Origin of the sequence: Rhizobium mongolense USDA 1844, from assembly GCF_000419765.1 — a bacterium.
GTDB classification, from domain to species: Bacteria; Pseudomonadota; Alphaproteobacteria; order Rhizobiales; family Rhizobiaceae; genus Rhizobium; species Rhizobium mongolense.
In genome coordinates this window covers 173,860-193,095 of sequence record NZ_ATTQ01000011.1, presented here as the reverse complement: position 1 = coordinate 193,095, position 19,236 = coordinate 173,860, and the positions used below count along the sequence as shown (strand labels likewise).

The 19,236-nt window shown below is 58.2% G+C and carries 13 protein-coding genes and 1 pseudogene; 8 read left to right on the top strand and 6 right to left on the bottom strand.

The annotated features are described in order from the left end of the window. Positions 1-2: 2 nt before the first annotated feature. Positions 3-1,520 (top strand): ABC transporter substrate-binding protein, encoded by a 1,518-nt coding sequence (locus A3C3_RS0122075; protein WP_022716761.1) that lies wholly within the window; start codon positions 3-5, stop codon positions 1,518-1,520. Positions 1,521-1,577: 57 nt separating this feature from the next. Here A3C3_RS0122075 and A3C3_RS0122070 read toward each other — a convergent pair whose 3' ends face one another. Both A3C3_RS0122070 and A3C3_RS0122065 read right to left on the bottom strand, forming a co-directional pair. Further along, positions 1,578-2,195: a hypothetical protein gene (locus A3C3_RS0122070; RefSeq protein ID WP_022716760.1), complete on the bottom strand. Its 618-nt coding sequence runs from the start codon at positions 2,193-2,195 to the stop codon at positions 1,578-1,580. Positions 2,196-2,484: 289 nt separating this feature from the next. Beyond that, positions 2,485-2,955 carry a transposase gene (locus A3C3_RS0122065; protein ID WP_022716759.1) on the bottom strand — a complete coding sequence of 157 codons (471 nt, stop codon included), beginning with the start codon at positions 2,953-2,955 and terminating at the stop codon, positions 2,485-2,487. Positions 2,956-3,600: 645 nt separating this feature from the next. Here A3C3_RS0122065 and A3C3_RS0122060 point away from each other — a divergent pair. The 3 genes from A3C3_RS0122060 to A3C3_RS0122050 all read left to right on the top strand — a co-directional run bounded on the left by A3C3_RS0122060 (position 3,601) and on the right by A3C3_RS0122050 (position 6,409). Continuing rightward, complete coding sequence (locus A3C3_RS0122060) at positions 3,601-4,617, top strand: ABC transporter substrate-binding protein (protein ID WP_022716757.1); 1,017 nt, start codon at positions 3,601-3,603, stop codon at positions 4,615-4,617. A gap of 84 nt (positions 4,618-4,701) precedes the next feature. Then, a complete protein-coding gene (locus tag A3C3_RS0122055) occupies positions 4,702-5,520 on the top strand; it encodes an ABC transporter ATP-binding protein (protein WP_022716756.1) in 819 nt (272 codons plus the stop codon). Between the two features lie 13 nt (positions 5,521-5,533). After that, on the top strand, positions 5,534-6,409 hold the full coding sequence (locus tag A3C3_RS0122050; RefSeq protein ID WP_022716755.1) for an ABC transporter permease: 876 nt from the start codon (positions 5,534-5,536) through the stop codon (positions 6,407-6,409). A gap of 62 nt (positions 6,410-6,471) precedes the next feature. Here the strand turns inward: A3C3_RS0122050 and A3C3_RS0122045 are convergent, their stop codons facing one another. The 3 genes from A3C3_RS0122045 to A3C3_RS0122030 all read right to left on the bottom strand — a co-directional run bounded on the left by A3C3_RS0122045 (position 6,472) and on the right by A3C3_RS0122030 (position 10,741). Next, positions 6,472-7,851 (bottom strand): sensor histidine kinase, encoded by a 1,380-nt coding sequence (locus A3C3_RS0122045; protein WP_022716754.1) that lies wholly within the window; start codon positions 7,849-7,851, stop codon positions 6,472-6,474. A gap of 25 nt (positions 7,852-7,876) precedes the next feature. Then, positions 7,877-8,542 (bottom strand): response regulator, encoded by a 666-nt coding sequence (locus A3C3_RS0122040; protein ID WP_022716753.1) that lies wholly within the window; start codon positions 8,540-8,542, stop codon positions 7,877-7,879. 423 nt (positions 8,543-8,965) lie between these two features. Further along, the gene (locus tag A3C3_RS0122030) at positions 8,966-10,741 is read right to left on the bottom strand and encodes an adenylate/guanylate cyclase domain-containing protein (RefSeq protein WP_022716751.1); all 1,776 of its coding nucleotides are present in this window, start codon (positions 10,739-10,741) and stop codon (positions 8,966-8,968) included. A gap of 189 nt (positions 10,742-10,930) precedes the next feature. Here A3C3_RS0122030 and A3C3_RS41690 point away from each other — a divergent pair. Both A3C3_RS41690 and A3C3_RS0122010 read left to right on the top strand, forming a co-directional pair. After that, a pseudogene (locus tag A3C3_RS41690) lies at positions 10,931-11,879 on the top strand (IS110 family RNA-guided transposase); the annotation flags it as partial. Between the two features lie 122 nt (positions 11,880-12,001). After that, complete coding sequence (locus tag A3C3_RS0122010) at positions 12,002-13,243, top strand: flavin monoamine oxidase family protein (protein WP_022716750.1); 1,242 nt, start codon at positions 12,002-12,004, stop codon at positions 13,241-13,243. Between the two features lie 75 nt (positions 13,244-13,318). Here the strand turns inward: A3C3_RS0122010 and A3C3_RS0122005 are convergent, their stop codons facing one another. Next, positions 13,319-14,854, bottom strand: a complete 1,536-nt coding sequence (locus A3C3_RS0122005) for a cation:proton antiporter (protein WP_022716749.1) — start codon at positions 14,852-14,854, stop codon at positions 13,319-13,321. A gap of 270 nt (positions 14,855-15,124) precedes the next feature. Here A3C3_RS0122005 and A3C3_RS0121990 point away from each other — a divergent pair, with 270 nt between their 5' ends. Together A3C3_RS0121990 and A3C3_RS0121985 are read left to right on the top strand one after the other, a co-directional pair. Continuing rightward, positions 15,125-15,685 carry an NAD(P)/FAD-dependent oxidoreductase gene (locus tag A3C3_RS0121990; RefSeq protein WP_084797000.1) on the top strand — a complete coding sequence of 187 codons (561 nt, stop codon included), beginning with the start codon at positions 15,125-15,127 and terminating at the stop codon, positions 15,683-15,685. A 303-nt stretch (positions 15,686-15,988) separates the two neighbouring features. Beyond that, the gene (locus A3C3_RS0121985) at positions 15,989-19,234 is read left to right on the top strand and encodes a maltotransferase domain-containing protein (RefSeq protein WP_022716745.1); all 3,246 of its coding nucleotides are present in this window, start codon (positions 15,989-15,991) and stop codon (positions 19,232-19,234) included. The last annotated feature ends 2 nt before the right edge of the window (positions 19,235-19,236 follow it).

Genomic DNA, 19,236 nt, shown 5'->3' with positions numbered 1-19,236 from the left:
TCATGACCATCAGGTGGAAATCTATCGGGCTTGCCGCCTTCGCCGCTGCCCTCACCCTCAGCGCCAGCTATGCGGAAGCGGCCGGCGTTCTGACGATCGGCCGCCGCGAGGATTCGACGACATTCGACCCGATCAAGACGGCGCAGAACATCGACAACTGGGTCTTCTCGAACGTCTATGACGTGCTGGTGCGGGTCGACAAGACCGGCACCGAGCTGGAGCCTGGCCTTGCCGAAAGCTGGACGACCTCGGATGACGGCCTGACCTATACATTCAAGATCCGCGATGCGAAATTCTCCGACGGAACGCCGCTGACGGCCGAAGATGCCGTCTTCAGCCTCTTGCGCATTCGCGACGACGAAGGCTCGCTCTGGAGCGATTCCTACAAGGTGATCGACACTGCGGTCGCGACCGATCCGCGCACGCTGACCATCAAGCTGAAGAACCCCTCCGCGCCATTCCTTTCAACGCTCGCGCTTCCGAACGCCTCGGTCATCTCCAAGGCGGGCATGGAATCCCTGGGCGCTGACGCTTATGCCGAAAAGCCGATCGCTTCCGGCGCTTTCATCGTGGAGGAATGGCGACGCGGTGACCGCATCATCCTCAAGAAAAACCCGAACTTCTGGCAGGCGGATCGGGTGAAGCTCGACGGAGTCGAGTGGATCTCGGTTCCTGACGACAATACCCGCATGTTAAACGTTGAGGCGGGGGAACTGGATGCGGCGATTTTCGTGCCTTTCTCTCGCGTCGAGGAACTGAAGAAGGATCCGAACCTCAACGTGCTCACCGATCCCTCGACCCGCGAGGACCATCTGCTGATCAACCACGCCCATGGCGATCTCGGCAAGAGGGAAGTGCGCCAGGCGCTCGACATGGCGATCGACAAGAAGGCGATCGTTGATGCCGTCACGTTCGGACAGGGTACGATCGCTAATTCCTACATTCCGAAGGGCGCGCTCTATCACTATGCCGACAATCTGCGGCGGCCCTACGACCCGGAAAAGGCCAAGCAAATGCTGGCGGATGCCGGCGTCTCCAACCTGACGCTCACCTATCTGCTGCGTGCCGGCGATGAAGTGGATGAGCAGACGGCCGTGTTGATCCAGCAGCAGCTCGCCAAGGCCGGCATTACCGCCAATCTTCAGAAGGTCGATCCCAGCCAGGAATGGGATATGACTGTCAACGGCGACTACGACATTTCGGTCAACTACTGGACCAACGACATTCTCGACCCGGACCAGAAGACGACCTTCGTTCTCGGCCACGACTCCAATAACAACTACATGACCAACTATAAAAGTGATGCGGTGAAGGACCTCGTCGCCAAAGCGCGTCAGGAACTGGATCCGGCCAAGCGCGCGCAGATGTATTTCGATCTGCAGAAGATGGCCAAGGAGGACGTGAACTGGATCGACCTCTATTACAGCCCCTACATCAACGTAGCGCGCAAGAATGTTGAGAATTTTTACCAGAACCCGCTCGGCCGGTTCTTCCTGGAAGACACCGTGAAGAACCAGTAGTTGTTGTATTCATACCTCGCGGCAGGGGTCGCGCGTGCCTGCGCGACCCTTGGCGTCTTACGTGACATCAAAGCGCTCGAGCATCTTCTTGAGCTGCAGGTTCTGTGCATGAAGCCGTTCTGCCAGTAGCCTCTTGAGCCGCTTGTTTTCTGCATCAAGTGTAGTTACCTCCTCGAGGGAAACCGCATCCCGAGCCGTTACGGCCTCCACGCTTTGGGGCTTGTTCCTCCTCATCGCAACATGCGCGGTCGCGCGGAGGGGACCGCGCTCAGCAGGCTTTCGAGGGGTGTTGCTTGATGTTCGCTTGGGCTGAAACACCAGCGCGCGCTCCTGCACCGGTTCAACAACTTCGGCAGTCGCAACAGTGGTCTCATTTTGCTTTGGTAGGTCGACCTTTGCGCCGTCACCTAATGATGTCGATGCTACCGCAACGCTCGCCTCGCCTGCGTCTCCGCCAGCTGAGGCCGAGTTCATCGCATCAGACGCTACGTCCTCTCCGCCCTCGTCAGGCCTACCAGGTGCCGCATTTGAATTGAACAGATGCGGCGCCTTATCTTCCGCCTCACGAACCAAAGCCTTGAGATCGGTGTCACCCCAAATTGAGTTCGTTCGCGCCTTCGTCTGTCGTCGACCCGACTTGAATTCAACAACGAATTTCCGTTGTGGCGTTTTCATATGGTTTCAACCTTGAGCAAATCGCTAAATAGCAGGCGCCGAGCAGCGCGACTGCGTTCCTGCTGGAACCCATATATCGCCTTGCTGCGCGCTTCAACTGGCCAGTGTCCGACAGAACGACGAATCCTTCGCGCCAACAATCCCGTCGCAACGGTCATTTGAGCAGGAGACATTCGCTCCCGCGATTGCTCTCCTCAACGGAGAGACTGGAGGCGACCAAGCCTCTGGAGTCAAAGAAGATCAGGCGGTCAATCGAGCAGATGACCGCCTGCACGGCGTCGTTCCTAGATCAATCCAGCCCGAGCCTCTTGCGCAGTTCCGTATTTTCCGAGCGCAATTTATCCGCCAGAAGCTTGCGAAGCTTTTGGTTCTCTTTTTCGAGCTGGACAAGATCTGCCAGCTCATCGCCGGCAGGAACAGGCTTCACGTTTTTCTGAACAACGGGCGTCGCGGTCCGTTTCCAGTTATAGTACGTTTGCTCCGATATGCCGGCACTCTTGATCGCATCCTTGAGGGTGCTCTTGGCTTCGGTGATTGCCTTTTCGATCAGCTTGAGCTTGCCGGTTTTTTCTTGTTCGCTATACGTCCTGGGCTTGGCGACCTGCGACTTTGCGGCACTTGCCTTTGCCGCGGCTCGCGCCGGTTCGACGGTCGTCTTCTGACGCTGTGGTGGCTTCTGCTTCTTGGCAGCAGGTGCTTTTGCCTCTGCATCCGTCGCCTCAACTGCAGCAACCGGTCCTGGGGTGTTCTCGTTAGCCATCATTACTTCCTCTCTATTCGATCGCCTGTTTTCTGCTGAGTGAACTCCAGAGTCAACACTACCGCCAGCCTCCTCATTTGCAGTCGTTGAAGATGGGGAGATATTCTGCCGGCGATCGCTGCGCGTCTGGCGCTTAAACTTCGCTCTATCCTGAAGAACGCGCATGCTTTTGCTTAGGGTATATCGTCCATTGCCGACGTCGAACCCTGATTGCTTCCTCGACTGGTGCGAGATCTCTGACAGGCTCGAAACGGTGAATTGTCTCCGCAGCAACCGCGAGCTATCGTGGAAGCTCGCGACGGAATACGAATTAGCCAAAGCGCGATTATGGCTAGCGGTGAAACTCTGACGCTTGGTACGCGACACAGACTGCCACTTGAGATCTATTCCAGCCGCCGGTCGGAAAACCGGCAAGAGGCCGCCGGTACACGAAGTAAATCCCAACCTGACCGGAAAGGTGTTCACCTTCGTCGATTCAAGACTGCTCGGAACGTTGCGGAACGGCGCTCGTGATTTGGAGATTAAGCCACATGGCTGAAAGCTGACTGAAAGCTTGGGCTGCTACTGTTGTCGTCGCATCGTGGAGGAGAGACACGAGCCCGTGTGTTATTGGCGATGCTGAAAACCATCAGGAGGATATAGTTTATGCGTTCTACACGCCCGCTCTTTCACACCGCTGCCGTTTCCGTCTTCCTTGCTGGCGCCGCCATGGCGACGGCGCATTCGGCCAATGCTGCTGACAAGATCACGATCATGGTTGGCGGCTATGAAAAGCAGATCTATTTGCCAGCAAAGCTCGCCGAGGCGCTGGGATACTTCAAGGAAGAAGGCCTTGATGTCGAACTTCTGAACGAGGCTGCGGGCGTTGATGCAGAAAATCAACTGCTCGCCGGCGCCGTACAGGGAGTTGTCGGCTTCTATGATCATTGCGTTGATCTGCAGGCAAAAGGCAAGTTCGTCGAATCGATCGTCCAGTTCAGTCAGGCGCCGGGCGAGGTTGTGCTTGTTTCGAGCAAGCACCCGGAAATCAATGCCCCAAGCGAATTTAAGGGCAAGACGCTCGGCGTGACCGGACTTGGTTCCTCGACCAATTTCCTGACCCTTTTCATGGCCTCAAAGGCTGGGTTACAATCCGGAGATGTTGTCACCGTTCCCGTGGGCGCAGGGGGCACCTTCATCGCCGCCATGCAGCAGGATCAGATTCAGGCGGGAATGACGACGGAGCCGACAATCTCGCGCATGGTGAAGACTGGTGAGGCATCGGTTCTGGTCGACATGCGCACCGTCGAGTCTACACGCAAAGCGCTCGGCGGCACATATCCAGCTGCCTCTCTCTACATGGAGACGGCCTGGGTCGATGCGCATAAGCAGGAGGCCCAAAAGCTGGCCACTGCATTCGTAAAAACTTTGAAGTTCATCAACACTCATTCTGCCGCCGAGATCGCCGAAAAGGTGCCGAAGGATTTCTACGTCGGCGACAAGGAGGGCTATATCGCCGCACTCAACGCGGGCAAGGGTATGTTCACGCCGGACGGCGTGATGCCAGAAGACGGCCCGAAGACTGTTCTTGCCGTCCTCTCCGAATTCTCCAAAAACGTCAAGGGTAAGCGGATTGACCTTTCGAAGACCTTCACCACGGAATTTGTGAAGAACGTCAATTAAGCCCCTCCACGTCCGGCCAAACCGGAAGCGGTTCCCTTGAACAAAGTACCCGCATGCACCTCAAGGCATGCGTAAGGATATCTCATGACAGAGCAAATGACCCTGGATCCAGCGATCGAACTGATCAATGTGAGCCGCCGCTTCGTTTCCCCGACCGGCAAGTCGCTCGCAGCCCTTCGCGATTTCAGCATGACTGTCGAACGCGGTGAGTTCGCCGCCGTGGTCGGCCCAACGGGTTGCGGCAAGTCGACTACGCTCAATCTTGTCACCGGCCTCGCGCGGCCGAGCGCCGGCGAAGTCCGTCTGATGGGCGGGCCCGTATCCGGAATCGATCCGCGCGTCGGCTTTGCCTTTCAAATGGATGCTCTTTTCCCCTGGAAGAGTGTAATCGACAATGTAATGGCCGGCCCCTTGTTCCGTGGCAAGCGGCGCGATGTTGCGGAAGCAATGGCCAAGGGCTGGCTTGCGCGCGTCGGCCTTTCGAAGTTCATCAACCACTATCCGCATCAATTGTCCGGCGGAATGCGCAAGCGCGTCTCGCTCGCTCAGACCTTCATCAACGAGCCGGAAATACTTTTGATGGACGAACCCTTTTCCGCACTGGACGTGCAGACACGCACCGTCATGCACGAGGAATTGCTCAAACTATGGGCTGAGCGCAAGGCATCAGTGGTGTTCGTCACGCACGACCTTGAGGAAGCTGTCGCTCTTGCCGACAAAGTCTATGTCCTGACCGCCGGACCCGCAACTGTCAAATCGGTCTACAAAATCGACCTGCCACGGCCGCGCGTCGTGTCGGAAATCCGATACGAGCAGCAATTCATCGACTATTGCAAGACCATCTGGAATGATCTGCGACAGGAGGTCGAAACCAGTTATCGCCGCGCAAGCGAAGCCGCATAGGAAGGATTTAGAAATGGCAAACGCAACCATGGAGACAACCGGCACCGTTTTTCGCCCCGGCACGTCTGATGCCGAAATTGAAGCGGCGGCGTTGAAGTCGGTCAAGCGCCGCAAGCAGACGGTTTTGTTCTGGCAAATCGGTATTCTCGCCGCGACACTCGGGCTTTGGGAGCTGTCTTCCACGATGCTGTGGATCGACCCGTTTTTTTATGCAAGCCCGAGCGCCATCGCCGAGCGACTCTACGACTGGGCCCTCAACGGCACGACGGAAGGTTCGCTTTGGTATAACCTTTGGGTTACCATGCAAGAGGCGTTGATCGGCTTTTTAGCCGGTTCGATCGCAGGTGTGCTGGTTGGCATCGGACTTGGCCGCAACCGCTTCCTCTCGGATATCTTCTCGGTTTACATTAAGGCGATCAATTCCATCCCGCGTGTTGTGCTTGCACCGATCTTCATCATGATCATGGGGCTCGGCTTGCCATCCAAGGTTGCGCTTGCCTTCATCATGGTGTTTTTCGTGGTTTTCGCAAACGCTTTTCAGGGCGTGCGGGAAGCAGACCGCAACATGATCGCCAATGCACGTATTCTCGGTGCCTCCAATTGGCAGGTCACCCGCAGTGTTATCGTTCCATCGGCGATGAGCTGGATCTTCGCTAGTCTGCATGTTTCGTTCGGCTTTGCTATTATCGGCGCGATTGTTGGGGAATTTGTCGGTGCCCGCTTTGGTATTGGCCAGCTGATTTCGATTGCCAAGGGCACGTTCGATGCCGCTGGCATGTTCGCGGCGATTGTTCTCGTCATGATTTTCACACTGGTTGCAGAGGCAATCATGACGGTGATCGAGAGCCGTCTGTCCAAGTGGCGGCCACAGCAGATTGACGTTCAGTAATTTTCCCAAGCATTGCTGGAACGCAAAAAGGGTCGGGTGACACGCCCGACCCTTTTGGTTTTTCACTCTCGAAGCGGCAATGTTACAAGGACAAGGAGTCCTCCGTCTTTTCCATCGCGCAGTTCGATCGTGCCGCCGGCGCCATCGACCACTTCCTGAACGATTGCCAACCCCAGGCCGCTACCTTCGGCCCCGGTATCCATTACTCGATAGAAGCGTTCGAATACTTGCGTGCGCTCACTTTCAGCAATTCCCGGTCCCGTGTCTTCAACCATCAGGATTGCCATGTTTTGCAGTGATTTGACAGAAACGGTCACTGAGCCGCCCGGCGGCGTATAACGCAGGGCGTTGTCGACCAGGTTCACTACCAACTCGCCGAGCATGGTTGCATCACCAGTTACATTTGCTGGGCCGCCATCGTCGAAACCGAGGTCGATATTGCGTTTCAAAGCCTCTTCGGCGAGATTTTCGAGAACACAGCGTGCCAGGGTCGCCAAGTCGATATGTTCTGTGCGTGGGAGGAAGTTTCCGGGTTCGGCTCGCGAAAGAGCGAGTAGCTGCCCGGCCAGCCGCGTAACTTGACGCGTGCTTTTCTGCAGAGCCTGAAGTGCTTCATCGCGTTGACGAATGTCAACTTCCCTGGCAGCCACGGCGGCCTGCGTGGCGATCAGCGCCAGTGGGGTTCGCAATTGGTGAGCGGCGTTGGCAACAAACCGCTGCTGAGCGGCCATCTGCCTTTGCACGCTCTCCATATGGTCGTTCAAGGCGCGAACGAGCGGCTGCAGTTCTGTCTGCACCATCGATGGCGGGAAGGGGTCGAGGCGGTCACGATCACGTTGGCGCACAGCGTCTCGCAGACGCAATATGGGCGAAAGTCCTCGCTGGAGACCGATGATGGTGACGACGCCCGCCAGTAGAACAAGCGCGAGCTGGTTCACAAAATCGGAAAGCCACAGCTGGCGCCGAATTGCATACTGGCTGCCATGAGTGACGCCGACCGTCACGGCAATCGTTCCGTCGCCCCCAAGTCCCACGACTGGATGCTCAAGCTTGAGGGCTCGAATGCTATGATCATGAAATATCAAATCCTCGCCCTTTGTCGCCACCGACGGCGTCGGCAGATCGGGGTATCCTGAGAGCAGGTTACCCCAGGGCGTCGTCACGCGATAGAACACCTGGTCGCCGAAGCCTGTGTCAAACATCTCCAATGCGGCCGGTGGAATTTCGACCTCAACGGAACCGCTGTCATCGACGTGCACGGCCTCGGCAATGACACGAGCCGATGCCAGCAAAGTGCGATCAGCGACGAGCCGGGAGGCGGCAGTGGCAGAACGAAAGCTCAAATAGAGGTTGACGCAGATTGCTCCAGCTAGCGTCAATACGACCCATGAGAACAGTTGGACACGCAGGCTGCGCCTTATCCGAGCAATTCCGCCTGCCATCCTTCGGGTGAGCGGTTCTGGCCCTTTAAACATGGCGCAGAAGATAGCCAAGGCCGCGGAGCGTTACGATCTGAATGGAGCTGCCTTCAAGCTTCTTTCGGAGTCGATGGACGTATATTTCGATTGCACTCGGGTCGGCGACATCATCGAATCCAAAGACACCTTCGGAAAGGGATGCCTTGGTCACGGTCACCCCTGCTTTCATTATCAGGTGCTCGAGCACAGCGTGTTCGCGAGGCGTGAGTTGTAGTGCTTGCCCACTCAGAGAAAATTGTCGCGTTCTGCCGTCAAGAACAAGGTCTCCAACCGCAATTTGTGGCGCGGCGACGTCATGACCGCGTCTGATCACAGCACGGATTCTCGCTTCGAGCTCAGCAATTTCAAACGGCTTGGCGAGATAGTCATCCGCACCGCTATCGAGGCCTGCGACACGGCCCTCCAGGCTAGCGTTTGCAGTGAGAATGATGACGGGCACCTTGTTGCCGGTGCGCCGCAGCTGCTTCAAGACAGTCATTCCGTCTAACTTCGGTAGGGAGAGGTCGAGTATAACAGCCGAATAGGTTGCAAGCCGCAGCATATGCTCAGCATCAAGGCCGTCCGCCGCAATATCCACGGTGTACTGCGTCTGTCTGAGGGCCTTTGCGAGCCAGGCAGCAAGATCGGCGTTGTCTTCCACAATAAGCAGACGCATTTTGGTTCACATCCATAGGCAACCACCAACCTATCATTGGTCAATGCCGATCAGAACTACTGGGAATAAAATCTCCCATCCTATCATTTTTGTATTGATAACGGACGTGTTGTTACCTTGATAGCAATCGGTTGAGTAGCAATGTCGGGCACCGGCCCGGGTGGGTTGCCGAAATACCGCTTCGGGCCTGACGACTTGGATTTCGGCTTGCACCATATGTGCTGCGAGATTGACTGGGATGAACGAAACGCTGAATTGGCTCAAGCTCGTTAAATCGAGGATGACCTCGAAGTTTTGACAAACGTATTGCATGCGCCCTGACCGATTATTGGTTTATGCCTCGCGAGGCGGCCGATTGACTCCAATCGTTGCACTAGACGATCTCGGCCACGCAGTTGGCAGGTGGAAATGGATCAGAGCGTATCAGACCGCCAGTCCTGCCCTGCGGAGGCCTTCAACGCGATGGTTAAAGTCCTGGGGGTTTCTGAATGGAAGGACGCGGCGGCGGCGCTCGATAGAAAAGTCAGGGTTTATCCGGAGCGCAGTCTCCCAAGCCTGTCGACTTTCCTCCAGCCGGCTCAGGTGTCCGTAACATGACGCAAGCAGCGCATAGGCGGTCTCCGATTGGGAGTTTCGTGCGAGGCGCTGCTTGATTGCAAAAATCGCTTGCTCATACTCGCCAAGAGAAAAGCGCGCATCGGCGAGAAACTGGAGAAGAACTTCTGGATAATGCGGGTCCAAGCGCATGGAAGCATCAAGTGTCTCAAGGGCATCTGCGGGATCGCCGGAGAATATCTGGATATGGGCCGTCAACATGAGGAGTTCGGCGGAGTTGGGCGAAAGCACGAGGCCTCGTTGCGCTTCTATCCGCGCCCTCTCCAGTTCCCGATTCCACATGCAAGCCATCCCCAGTGCGAAGTGGCCGTCGGGCTGTTCTTCGGCCATCTCCACTGCCTGCTGCGCGAGTTCCAGTCCAAAGCGCAGCGACTCCTCCGGATCGGTGCTCCAGGCGTTGACGTAGTCGAGCACATGGGTGAAAGAAATGAGTGCCTGGGCTGCGACATATCCTGGATCGATAGCGATCGCGTCGGTCGCCAAGCTGCGAGCTGCGACATTTCCGGTTCGGGTATGTGCGGACGCCTGCTCCCGCCCCCGCAAGAAAAACTCATAGGCCTGGACATTGACTGCGCGCGCCCGAGTTAGCCGATCCTGATCGCCACGCGTGAGGTTCAGTTTGAGCGCGGCCACGATCTCCTGTGTGAGTTCATCCTGAACCGCAAATATGTCGCTCAGGTCACGGTCATACCTGCTGGCCCAGACATGTCCGCCGCTGCTTGCATCGATCAATTGCGCTGTGACACGAACCCGGTTTCCGGCCTTGCGCACGCTGCCCTCGAGCACGTAGCGGACACCAAGCGCCCTGGCCATCTGTGGCACAGAGGCTGCTGCATTCTTGTATACGAAAGAGGAGTTGCGGGCGATCACGTGCAACTCAGACAGCTTCGAGAGGTCGGTAATGATGTCCTCGCTGATGCCGTCGGAGAAATATTCCTGTTCGGCATCGCCGCTCATGTTGTTGAACGCCAATACGGCAATGGAGATTTTATCAGGATTGGCCGCAATCAAAGGTATTTCCGTTGCAGGCGGCGGCGTCCGTACCGCCGCTGGGGGTGCAGTTCCGATCTGGAGGGAATAGACCCGCATCGGCTCTGCAATATTTTTCAGATCGAGCTGGCCGAGATCAGTCACCGCAAAATCAAGCCGCGCTTTCACCTGGCGGTAAGCATCTTCGGAGAGACAGATCGTGCCGGGCTTGGCAATTCCTTCTAAGCGCGCAGCGATATTGACGGCGTCGCCCATTAAATCGCCGTCGCTCTCCTCGACCACATCGCCCACATGGATCCCGACCCGGAACTCGATGCGCTGCTCACCCGACACGCCGGTATTGCGATCGATCATGGCCGTCTGCACCTCGATCGCGCAGCGCACGGCGTCCACGACGCTACGGAACTCGATGAGAATTCCGTCCCCGGTACGCTTGACTACGCGGCCATGATTGACGTCGATTGTCGGGTCGATCAGATCGCTGCGCAGCGTCCGCAGCCGCGCTAAGATGCGATCCTCGTCCGCACCAGCAAGACGGCTGTAGCCGACTACATCCGCAACTAGGATCGCCGCAAGTTTTCGCGTCTCACTCATAGCTCCAGTTCCCGTCGACCCAGATTAGCACATAGGCCAGAGAATGCCTCAGCATAGGCGTGAATTTGTATGAGGTTTAGAGGTGAGGGGCCTGCTCGAGAAAATTGATGAGGTGGAACGGCCCGCTCCAACAGCATCGATGTACTAGGGTGGCCGTTGTTCGAACGCCACAATAGGAGGAACCGTTCCATGAAGGATGTTAGCACCATCGGGCTCGATTTGGCCAAACACGTTTTCCAGATTCACGGCGCAGACGGCGATGGCTCGCCAATCTTCAACCGAAAACTACGTCGCGGCGAAGTGCTGCGGTTCTTCGAAAAGCTGCCGCCCTGCCTGGTCGGGATGGAAGCATGCGGCAGCGCCCATTATTGGGCGCGTGAGATCGGCAAGTTCGGTCATGAGGTGCGGCTTATCCCGCCGGCCTATGTGAAGCCCTTTGTCAAGCGCGGCAAGACGGAGCCGCCGACGCAGAGGCGATCAGTGAGGCGGTGACCCGCAAGATCATGCGCTTCGTCCCGATCAAGACGGCCGAGTAGCAGGCTGCCGCGATGGTGCTGAAGACCCGCGCTCTTGTGGTGCGGCAGAGAACACAGGCCATCAACGCCCTGCGCGCACATCTGGCCGAGACGAAGGTTGAGGCGTTGGTTGCGATCGTACGAGACGAAACAGATGCTCGTCTACCCGCGGCGGCTCGCTTCGCATTAGTTGCGATGGCCGATCAGGTCGACGCCCTGGCAGACCAGATCGACAGGCTTGAGCACGCTATCATCACTGAGGCAAGACGCGACGAGGATATGCGCCGCCTGACGACGATCCCAGGCGTGGGCGCGATCACGGCAGCCACCATTAAGGCGTTGATCCCGGTGGGTTCAAATCGGGCCGTCATTTTGCGGCCTGGCTGGAACTGACCCCAAAGGCTCATTCGAGTGGCGGCAAGGAGCGGCTGGGACGAATATCGAAGATGGGCAATCGGGAGCTGCGCACTCTTCTGGTTCTAGGCGCGACATCCGTCCTGCGGATCGCTCGCAACGACGCCCGGACGCGGCCGTGGTTGAGCGCGCTTCTCGCCAGACGGCCCTCCAAGGTCGCAGCCGTCGCCCTCGCCAACAAGACGGCGCGGATCATTTGGCATCTCCTTCGAATCTGGCTGATGGAAGCGGTCAGTCTCCGCAGCTGTTCTCCGGCTCTGTCAGAAGCTATGCTGACGCTGGTGCATATGGATTACCATGGCAGTTCTGAGCTCAATCGGGAGGCTCCATTGTGACTGAGAACGAAGTAGATGTGGCGATCATCGGCGCTGGCGCAGCCGGTATAGCGGCGGGCCGGCACCTCATGGCGGCGCGACCGGACCTTTCGCTCGTCGTTCTGGAGGCGTCCACACGTATAGGAGGGCGAGCGCGGACGGAGCATTTCGGTGCGGGACGGGGCGCCCTTGACGTCGGATGCGGATGGCTGCATGGGGCAAGAACGAATGCCTGGACGGCGATCGCCCGAAAACTTGGGTTTACGATCGATGACACCCGCGCCCCATGGGACGAGGGAGGACGTAAGCTCGAAACAAACGCTGACGCCCGGCCCGCAATCGGCGCCCTCGAAGCATTCTTTGACAGGATCAATTCCCATGAGGGCGAGGATACGGCGCTTTCGAGCATGCTCCCGGCCAGCGGCAGGTGGAACGAGTACGTCCATGCGGTCGGTGCGTTCATCACGGGAGCCGGACTTGATAGATCGTCGGTGGTCGACCTCCAGCGGTATGAGCCCGGTCCCGGTCCCGACTGGCGAGTGCGTGAAGGCTATGGAACGGTTGTCTCCGCCTATGGTGGACCCCTGGCGATCGAGCTGCAGACTGCCGTGGAACGCATCGACCATCGCGCAGCGGATCATGTCGGTATTTTGACATCGAAAGGTCACTTCCGTGTCAAGGCGGTAATCGTCACCGTCTCTACGAATGTGCTTGCGAGTGAGCGCATCGCGTTTTTCCCCCCGCTTCCGGAAAAAATCGATGCAGCCTCCCGCCTGCCTCTCGGCCTTGCGAACAAACTGTTCATGAAGGTGGAAAGGCCAGACGCCCTACCGCTGGACAGTCATCTTCTAGGCACCTATCGCGAACGCCGGACAGGTGCCTACCAAATCAGGCCCCTCGGAAATCCCGTTGTGGAGGGATATTATGCAGGGGATTTGGCACATGACTTAGAACGTGGGGGACCGAAGGAGGCATTCCAGTTCGGACTTGACGAGCTGAAGCGCGCTTTGGGGTCCGACATCGGAGGGCAGCTTTCATTGATCTCCTTTTCGGCTTGGGGCTCCGATCCGCACATCGGCGGCTCCTATTCATACGCCAGCCCGGGAGCTTCTGACCTTCGCAGAACGCTTGCCGCTCCGCATGACAATCGCATCTTCTTTGCAGGTGAAGCCTGTTCGACTGGGCGCTATTCGACTGCGCACGGCGCATATGATACTGGAGTGATGGCGGCGCAGGAGCTTATGAAGACGATCGCCTGAAGGGCTGCGCAAGAATTTCAGCACGCGACAGGACCAAACATTCTCGCGGCGACACGAGGGATGCAGTGCGTGATTTCAGATCTCCTCAATCTTCCGATCTTCGAGCGGCAAGACAGAAAGCTCTCGCCAGTCGATCTCCTCAAGCAGCAGATTGTACTCATCGACGTTGAGTTCATTCTCGGCACGAAGCCGCTCAAGCTCCATGCGTTGGGCGGCAATCGAGCCCAGCGCTAGTTTTCGGTAGGTTTCAAGTGAGGAGGGTCCTTCAACATTGAAAAGTGCTTTCTGCTCGATCAGAAACTTGCTTCTCAAAAGCTCCGCCTCCGGGCCGGTCTGATCCTCCAGTGCGCAGATGCCGGCCTCTGTGATCTGCGCGCGACGGGCCCGCAGCTCCTCGGCTGCCGTTGCGCGCCCGTCGAGACCCAGCCATCGGATCAAGGGCGAAAGCGTCAGTCCCTGGATGACGAGTGTTGCAAGGACCACCGCGAAAGCAGTCAGAACGACTGTATCGCGCTCAGGAAAATCGCTCGGAAGCGCGAATGCTGTCGCAAGGGTGAGCAGTCCCCGCATTCCGCACCAGCTGGCCAGAACCGCCTGCTTGATCGTCGCTGGTTCCTTTCGTCCGCGGCGGCGTGCAAGGCGAGCCAGGATACGGTTATAGCCGATGCAGACCGCAAACCGAACGAGAACGACGATCGCGACAACAAACGCAGCGAATGTGCAGGCCTGGCCGAGCTGACCCTCCGGCATGCCTGCGACGATGCCTCTGATCTGCATGCCCATTAACAGGAATGCCATGATGTTGAGGACGAAGACGACGGCACTCCAGACCGCATAGGACTGGACCCGCATGCGCGCAGATGTCGCGACGCTGCTTGCCATGGCCATGGCCGAGGCCACGACCGCAAGCACCGCCGACAGCCCCAGATGTTCGGCAAGAATCCAAACCAGATAGGTCTGGACGAACTGAAGCAGGTTTCCGCCCAAGGTGCCGGACACGAAACCGGAAAGATGCTTGCCGACGAAAGCCGCCAAAATACCGAGAAGGATGCCGCCGGGAGCCGCAAGGGCGAAATGCAGGCCGACGGTGACACCAAGATTCCCCGTTGAATGTACCGCGAGCGCGGCCGCGAATATGAGGAGGGCGGCCGCGTCGTTGAAAAGGCTTTCGCCTCGCAGCACGGCATCTGTGCTGCGAGGTATCGCCACCCCTGAAAGGATCGCAGTCGCCGCTGCTGCGTCGGGTGGTGCGACAATGGCCCCAAGGACGAGGGCGGCCGCAAACGGCAGGCCGGCAAGCCATGATCCTGCAAGCGCAACGGCGAATGCTGTGACAATCACGCCACCGATGGCAAAGACGAGCAACGGCAACCAGAAGCGCCGGGCAGTTCGGACTGGAAAGTCAAATGCCGCGTCCATCAGCGCGGGCGCGATAAACAAAGCAAGGGCGGTCTCAGGTTCAAGTGAGACATATGGGGTTCCCGGCACAAGCGCAGCTGCAGCGCCCGCCATTGCCAGCAGGGAAGGATAGGGAAGCGACAGACGTCGCGAAACCTGCAGTAGCAGGATCGCCACGAGAGACAAGACGAGGAGGCTTTCAAAAAAGCTCATAATCGACACTATCCCATCTCTTTGTCGTCCGGCATCTCCTGAAACGATGTTGGCCGGACTGAGTGCTTCAAAAGCATCAAGCGTTGCTGCTGGGCGTCATGGTCGGTTTCATCTTCCATGGCTGACTGCGAATCGAAAACAGGATCTCGATGTCACTCACCGCCCAATTCGGTTGATTTCATCACAAATTCTCGGCGGCATCCATGATGCCCGTTTCACCGGCGCCGAACACGCTGAAATCAGCTCCCGAAGCCCGACCGCGAAAAAGCCGTGCGAGATCCGAGCGGCACTTCATTGCGAGCCAGGCGGGCGGCACCCGCCATTTGCCGAAAGCCGCTTTCTTGCCGAACGGGCTCGGCACCAAGGCTGCTGCAGCCTTGCCGTCATAAGACCAAATCTGGTTTCCATCTGAACAGCACGCCAGACGCGGTGGCGACCGATGGCCTGCGCGCTGCCGGCACGGTGGAACTCGCTGGCCTCTCGGCGCCGTCTAGTGCCGGCCGCACGGCCATGATCCGCAGGGGCGTCGAAGCGCTTTTGCCTGGTGCGGGAGAGGGCACCTCGGAATGGCTCGGCTTTCGTCCATCGATGCCGGATTCGCTTCCCGTCATCGGCAACTCGCCGACATCACCGAATGTGACCTATGCCTTCGGGCACGGCCACCTCGGGTTGACGCTGGCTGGCATCACCGGGCGGCTCGTGGCAGATCTCGTCTCAAACCGGAAACCGTCGATCGATCTGACGCCGTTCCGTTCCCAGCGCTTTAGCCAATTTTGGCGTAAACCGACGATAGGCGACTGCTGGCCCAAGCCTGGAAATTGGCGCGCTTAGGTGTGCTTCCAGGATCTTCCCTAAACGGTAGCACTCGATGCGTGGCTGATCGGCCCGGCCCCGGACGGCGCTGTCTTATGCGCGCTGCCATGGCAGCAGTATCGACTGCAAACTGCGGCTTTCCGGACCCTTTAGGACAGGCGGCTTACAGCGCGCACCACGCTCGCCAGATCGTCATCCGATCAGCGAGATCCCGTACCCAACCCGGCGCCATGTCCGGAAATGATGGTCAATTGCGCCAGTAAAAAAAAGGAACAAGCACGGCGGCCTTGCAGTTAATGCTGAAAAGGTTAGGGACTCACGATGAACACGCGCCCGCAATTCGTGTCGCGAAGCTCGCAACTTCCGCCGCAGATCTACTACGTGCATCCCCTGATGTTGAAGGGTTTGGCGGCGTGGAAGGAGGTTTTTGCGCATGCGAGAGACCTCGGTTTCGACACGGTCCTAACGGCTCCATTTTTCGAACGCGGTCATAACAGCAGTGTCTTTGTCACGAAAGGCTACAATCGCCTCGATCCGGCATTGGGGCTGGGAAGTTCTGTCACTGAGGCCGTCGGAGCCTTGGTCCGAGCCGCAACAGACAACAAGCTCAAGCTTATGCTCGACCTGGCCATTGATCGGGTGGCGGTCGACGAGGCTTCAGGTTCAGTCGTCGCCGATCCGCGCGTGCCGCCGCACAAAGCCGGCAGCCGGCGCATCGATCCTACACGTGATCCTGGCCATCTCGACGACTGGCTCGCTCGGATGAAGCTGCTTACCGGCCTCGGAATTGCAGGCTTTCGCTGCCTCGGCATCGCAAGCCTGGCGCCGGAAGCCTGGTTCAACATTATCCTGTCGACCCGCAAGTCTGCGCCGGAAACAGCCTTTCTGGCTTGGACGCCGGGCAGCGACTTCGAAGTCCGCAAGGCCCTGGAGGGAACAGGTTTTGATGGCAGCTTCTCTTCGCTGGCATGGTGGGACCTCGAGGAACGTTGGATCATGGAGGAATACCAGATCCAGCGGCAGCTCGGTTATCAGATCACCTTTCCGGAAGCGCCGTTCGGCAAGCGCGTCGCCCACGGCACCGACAGCTGGGAGGTCTTACAGCGCAAGGCCGTTCGAGCATTGCGGCTGTCTTCGACATTTGCCAGCGGCCTCATGATCCCAATGGGCTTCGAGTATGGTGCCGCCGCACCGCTTGATCCGATGCATGGGGACGGGACCGGCCTGCGCGGCCTTCGCGAACAGGGCGCGTTCGACCTTTCCGGCGATATCCGCGCCGTCAACGCCTGGACGAACAAGACGGCTGCCGGTTTCGCACGTCGCCCGCTCAAGCTCATCTCCACCAGCCAAACGCCGGCCGTTGCTCTGATGCAGACGGATCAAGAGGATATGCCAAGCTCACAGAAAGTGCGTGTCGTCGTCCTCAATCGTGACCTGCGGCGCAGCGTTGGCGCTCCGTTCAATCTTGTGCGGGAGGCCGCATCCTCATTTCTGCCGCTGAGCAACCCGCAGGCCGGCGATGAGATCCTTGATGCCCAACTGAAGTTGAAACCGGGTGAGCTTCGCGTTTTCGAGGGACTGTCGTCCGTGCCCATCATTGACGCATTTGCCGTACCTGCAGCAAGCGAGGCCGCAGCGTCTGCCAGATTGGCAATCGAAAAAATCACGCCGGCGGTCGACGAGGGCCGTTTCGTGGTCAAACGCGTTGTCGGCGAAACGATAAAGGTTGAAGCCGATATTTTTGGAGACGGTCACGACCCCCTGTCGGCGGCGCTTCTTTGGCGCCCGGCCGACCAGAGCGGGTGGAACGAAGTCCGCATGGAGCTCGTCGAAAATGACCGCTGGCGAGCGGAATTCGTGACAAAGCGCCTAGGGCGGCACGAATTCGTCGTGGAAGCATGGCGCAACCCCTTCCAGATCTACCGCTATGAACTGGTTAAGAAGCACGAGGCACGTCTCGATCTCCGGCTGGAAATCCAGGAAGGCATCAACCTCGTGCTGGACGCGCTCGATCACGCCGACGGCCAGATCAAGAGCCGACTGAAAGCCTTGTTCGACGAACTGACGGAGACGCAGGATGCACGGCGCACCGAAATCCTGCTCGCCACAGAAACCGCCGAGCTGATGGCGGCTGCAGATAGGCGTCCTTACCGGCTCCGGTCTCAAGTCATCCCGCTCGATGCCGAGCGTTCGGCTGCCGCCTTCGCAAGCTGGTACCAGATATTCCCGCGCTCCCAGAGCGGCGATGCGAACCGTCACGGCACATTCGATGACGTTATCAAGCGGTTGCCTGCCATTCGCGCAATGGGCTTCGACGTGCTCTACTTTCCGCCTATTCACCCGATCGGTACAACAAATCGCAAGGGTAAGAACAACAGCCTGCGTGCAGAATCAGGCGACCCCGGCAGTCCTTACGCGATTGGCTCGCAGGCGGGCGGCCATGACGCAATTCACCCCGAACTCGGCAGCTTCGAGGACTTCCGGCGGTTGGTCGATGCGGCAAAGGACGAGGGCCTGGAGATAGCGCTAGACCTTGCAATTCAAGCTTCTCCCGATCACCCGTGGCTAAAGCAGCATCCGGGCTGGTTCGACTGGCGACCGGATGGGACCATACGCTATGCGGAAAATCCTCCTAAGAAATACGAGGACATCGTCAATGTCGACTTCTACGCGGGTGAGGCAATCCCGTCCTTATGGATTGCGCTGCGCGACGTTGTTCAAAAATGGGTCGACAACGGCGTAAAGCTGTTTCGGGTCGATAATCCGCATACCAAGCCTTTCCCGTTCTGGGAGTGGCTGATTGCTGATATCCGAGCCCGGCACCCGGAGGTCGTATTCCTGTCGGAAGCCTTCACGAAACCCAAGGTGATGTACCGGCTCGCCAAGGTCGGATTCTCGCAGTCCTACACCTACTTCACCTGGCGCAACGCCAAGTGGGAACTGGAACAGTACATGCGTGAGATCACGACGGAAGAACCCAAGGAATTCTTCCGTCCGCACTTCTTCGTCAATACGCACGACATCAATCCTGACTTTCTGCAAAACGCGCCTCGGCCGGCCTATCTCATCCGTGCCGCGCTCGCAGCAACACTGTCGGGACTATGGGGGGTCTATAACGGTTTTGAGCTTTGCGAGGGTCGTCCGGACGCCAAGCGCAAGGAATATGCCGACTCAGAAAAATACGAGATCCGGGCCTGGGACTATGATCGGCCGGGCAACATCAAGTCCGAAATCACGATGCTCAACCGCATCCGCAAGGAAAACCCGGCTTTGCATTCCCACCATGGCCTGCAGCTTCTCACAGCCTGGAACGACAACATCATGTTCTACGAAAAGGCGAGCCCCGGGCGCGAGAACGCTCTGCTGATCGCTGTCAATCTCGATCCGCATAATGCCCACGAGGCAGATGTGGAAATTCCGCTCTGGTCATGGAACCTCGCGGACCATGCCGCGCTCGATCTCGAAGACCTGATCGACGGTCACAAATTCACCTGGACCGGCAAGGTTCAGCGCCTTCGACTCGATCCGCACGCCGGGCTGCCGTTTTCGATCTGGCGTGTGAGATAAGG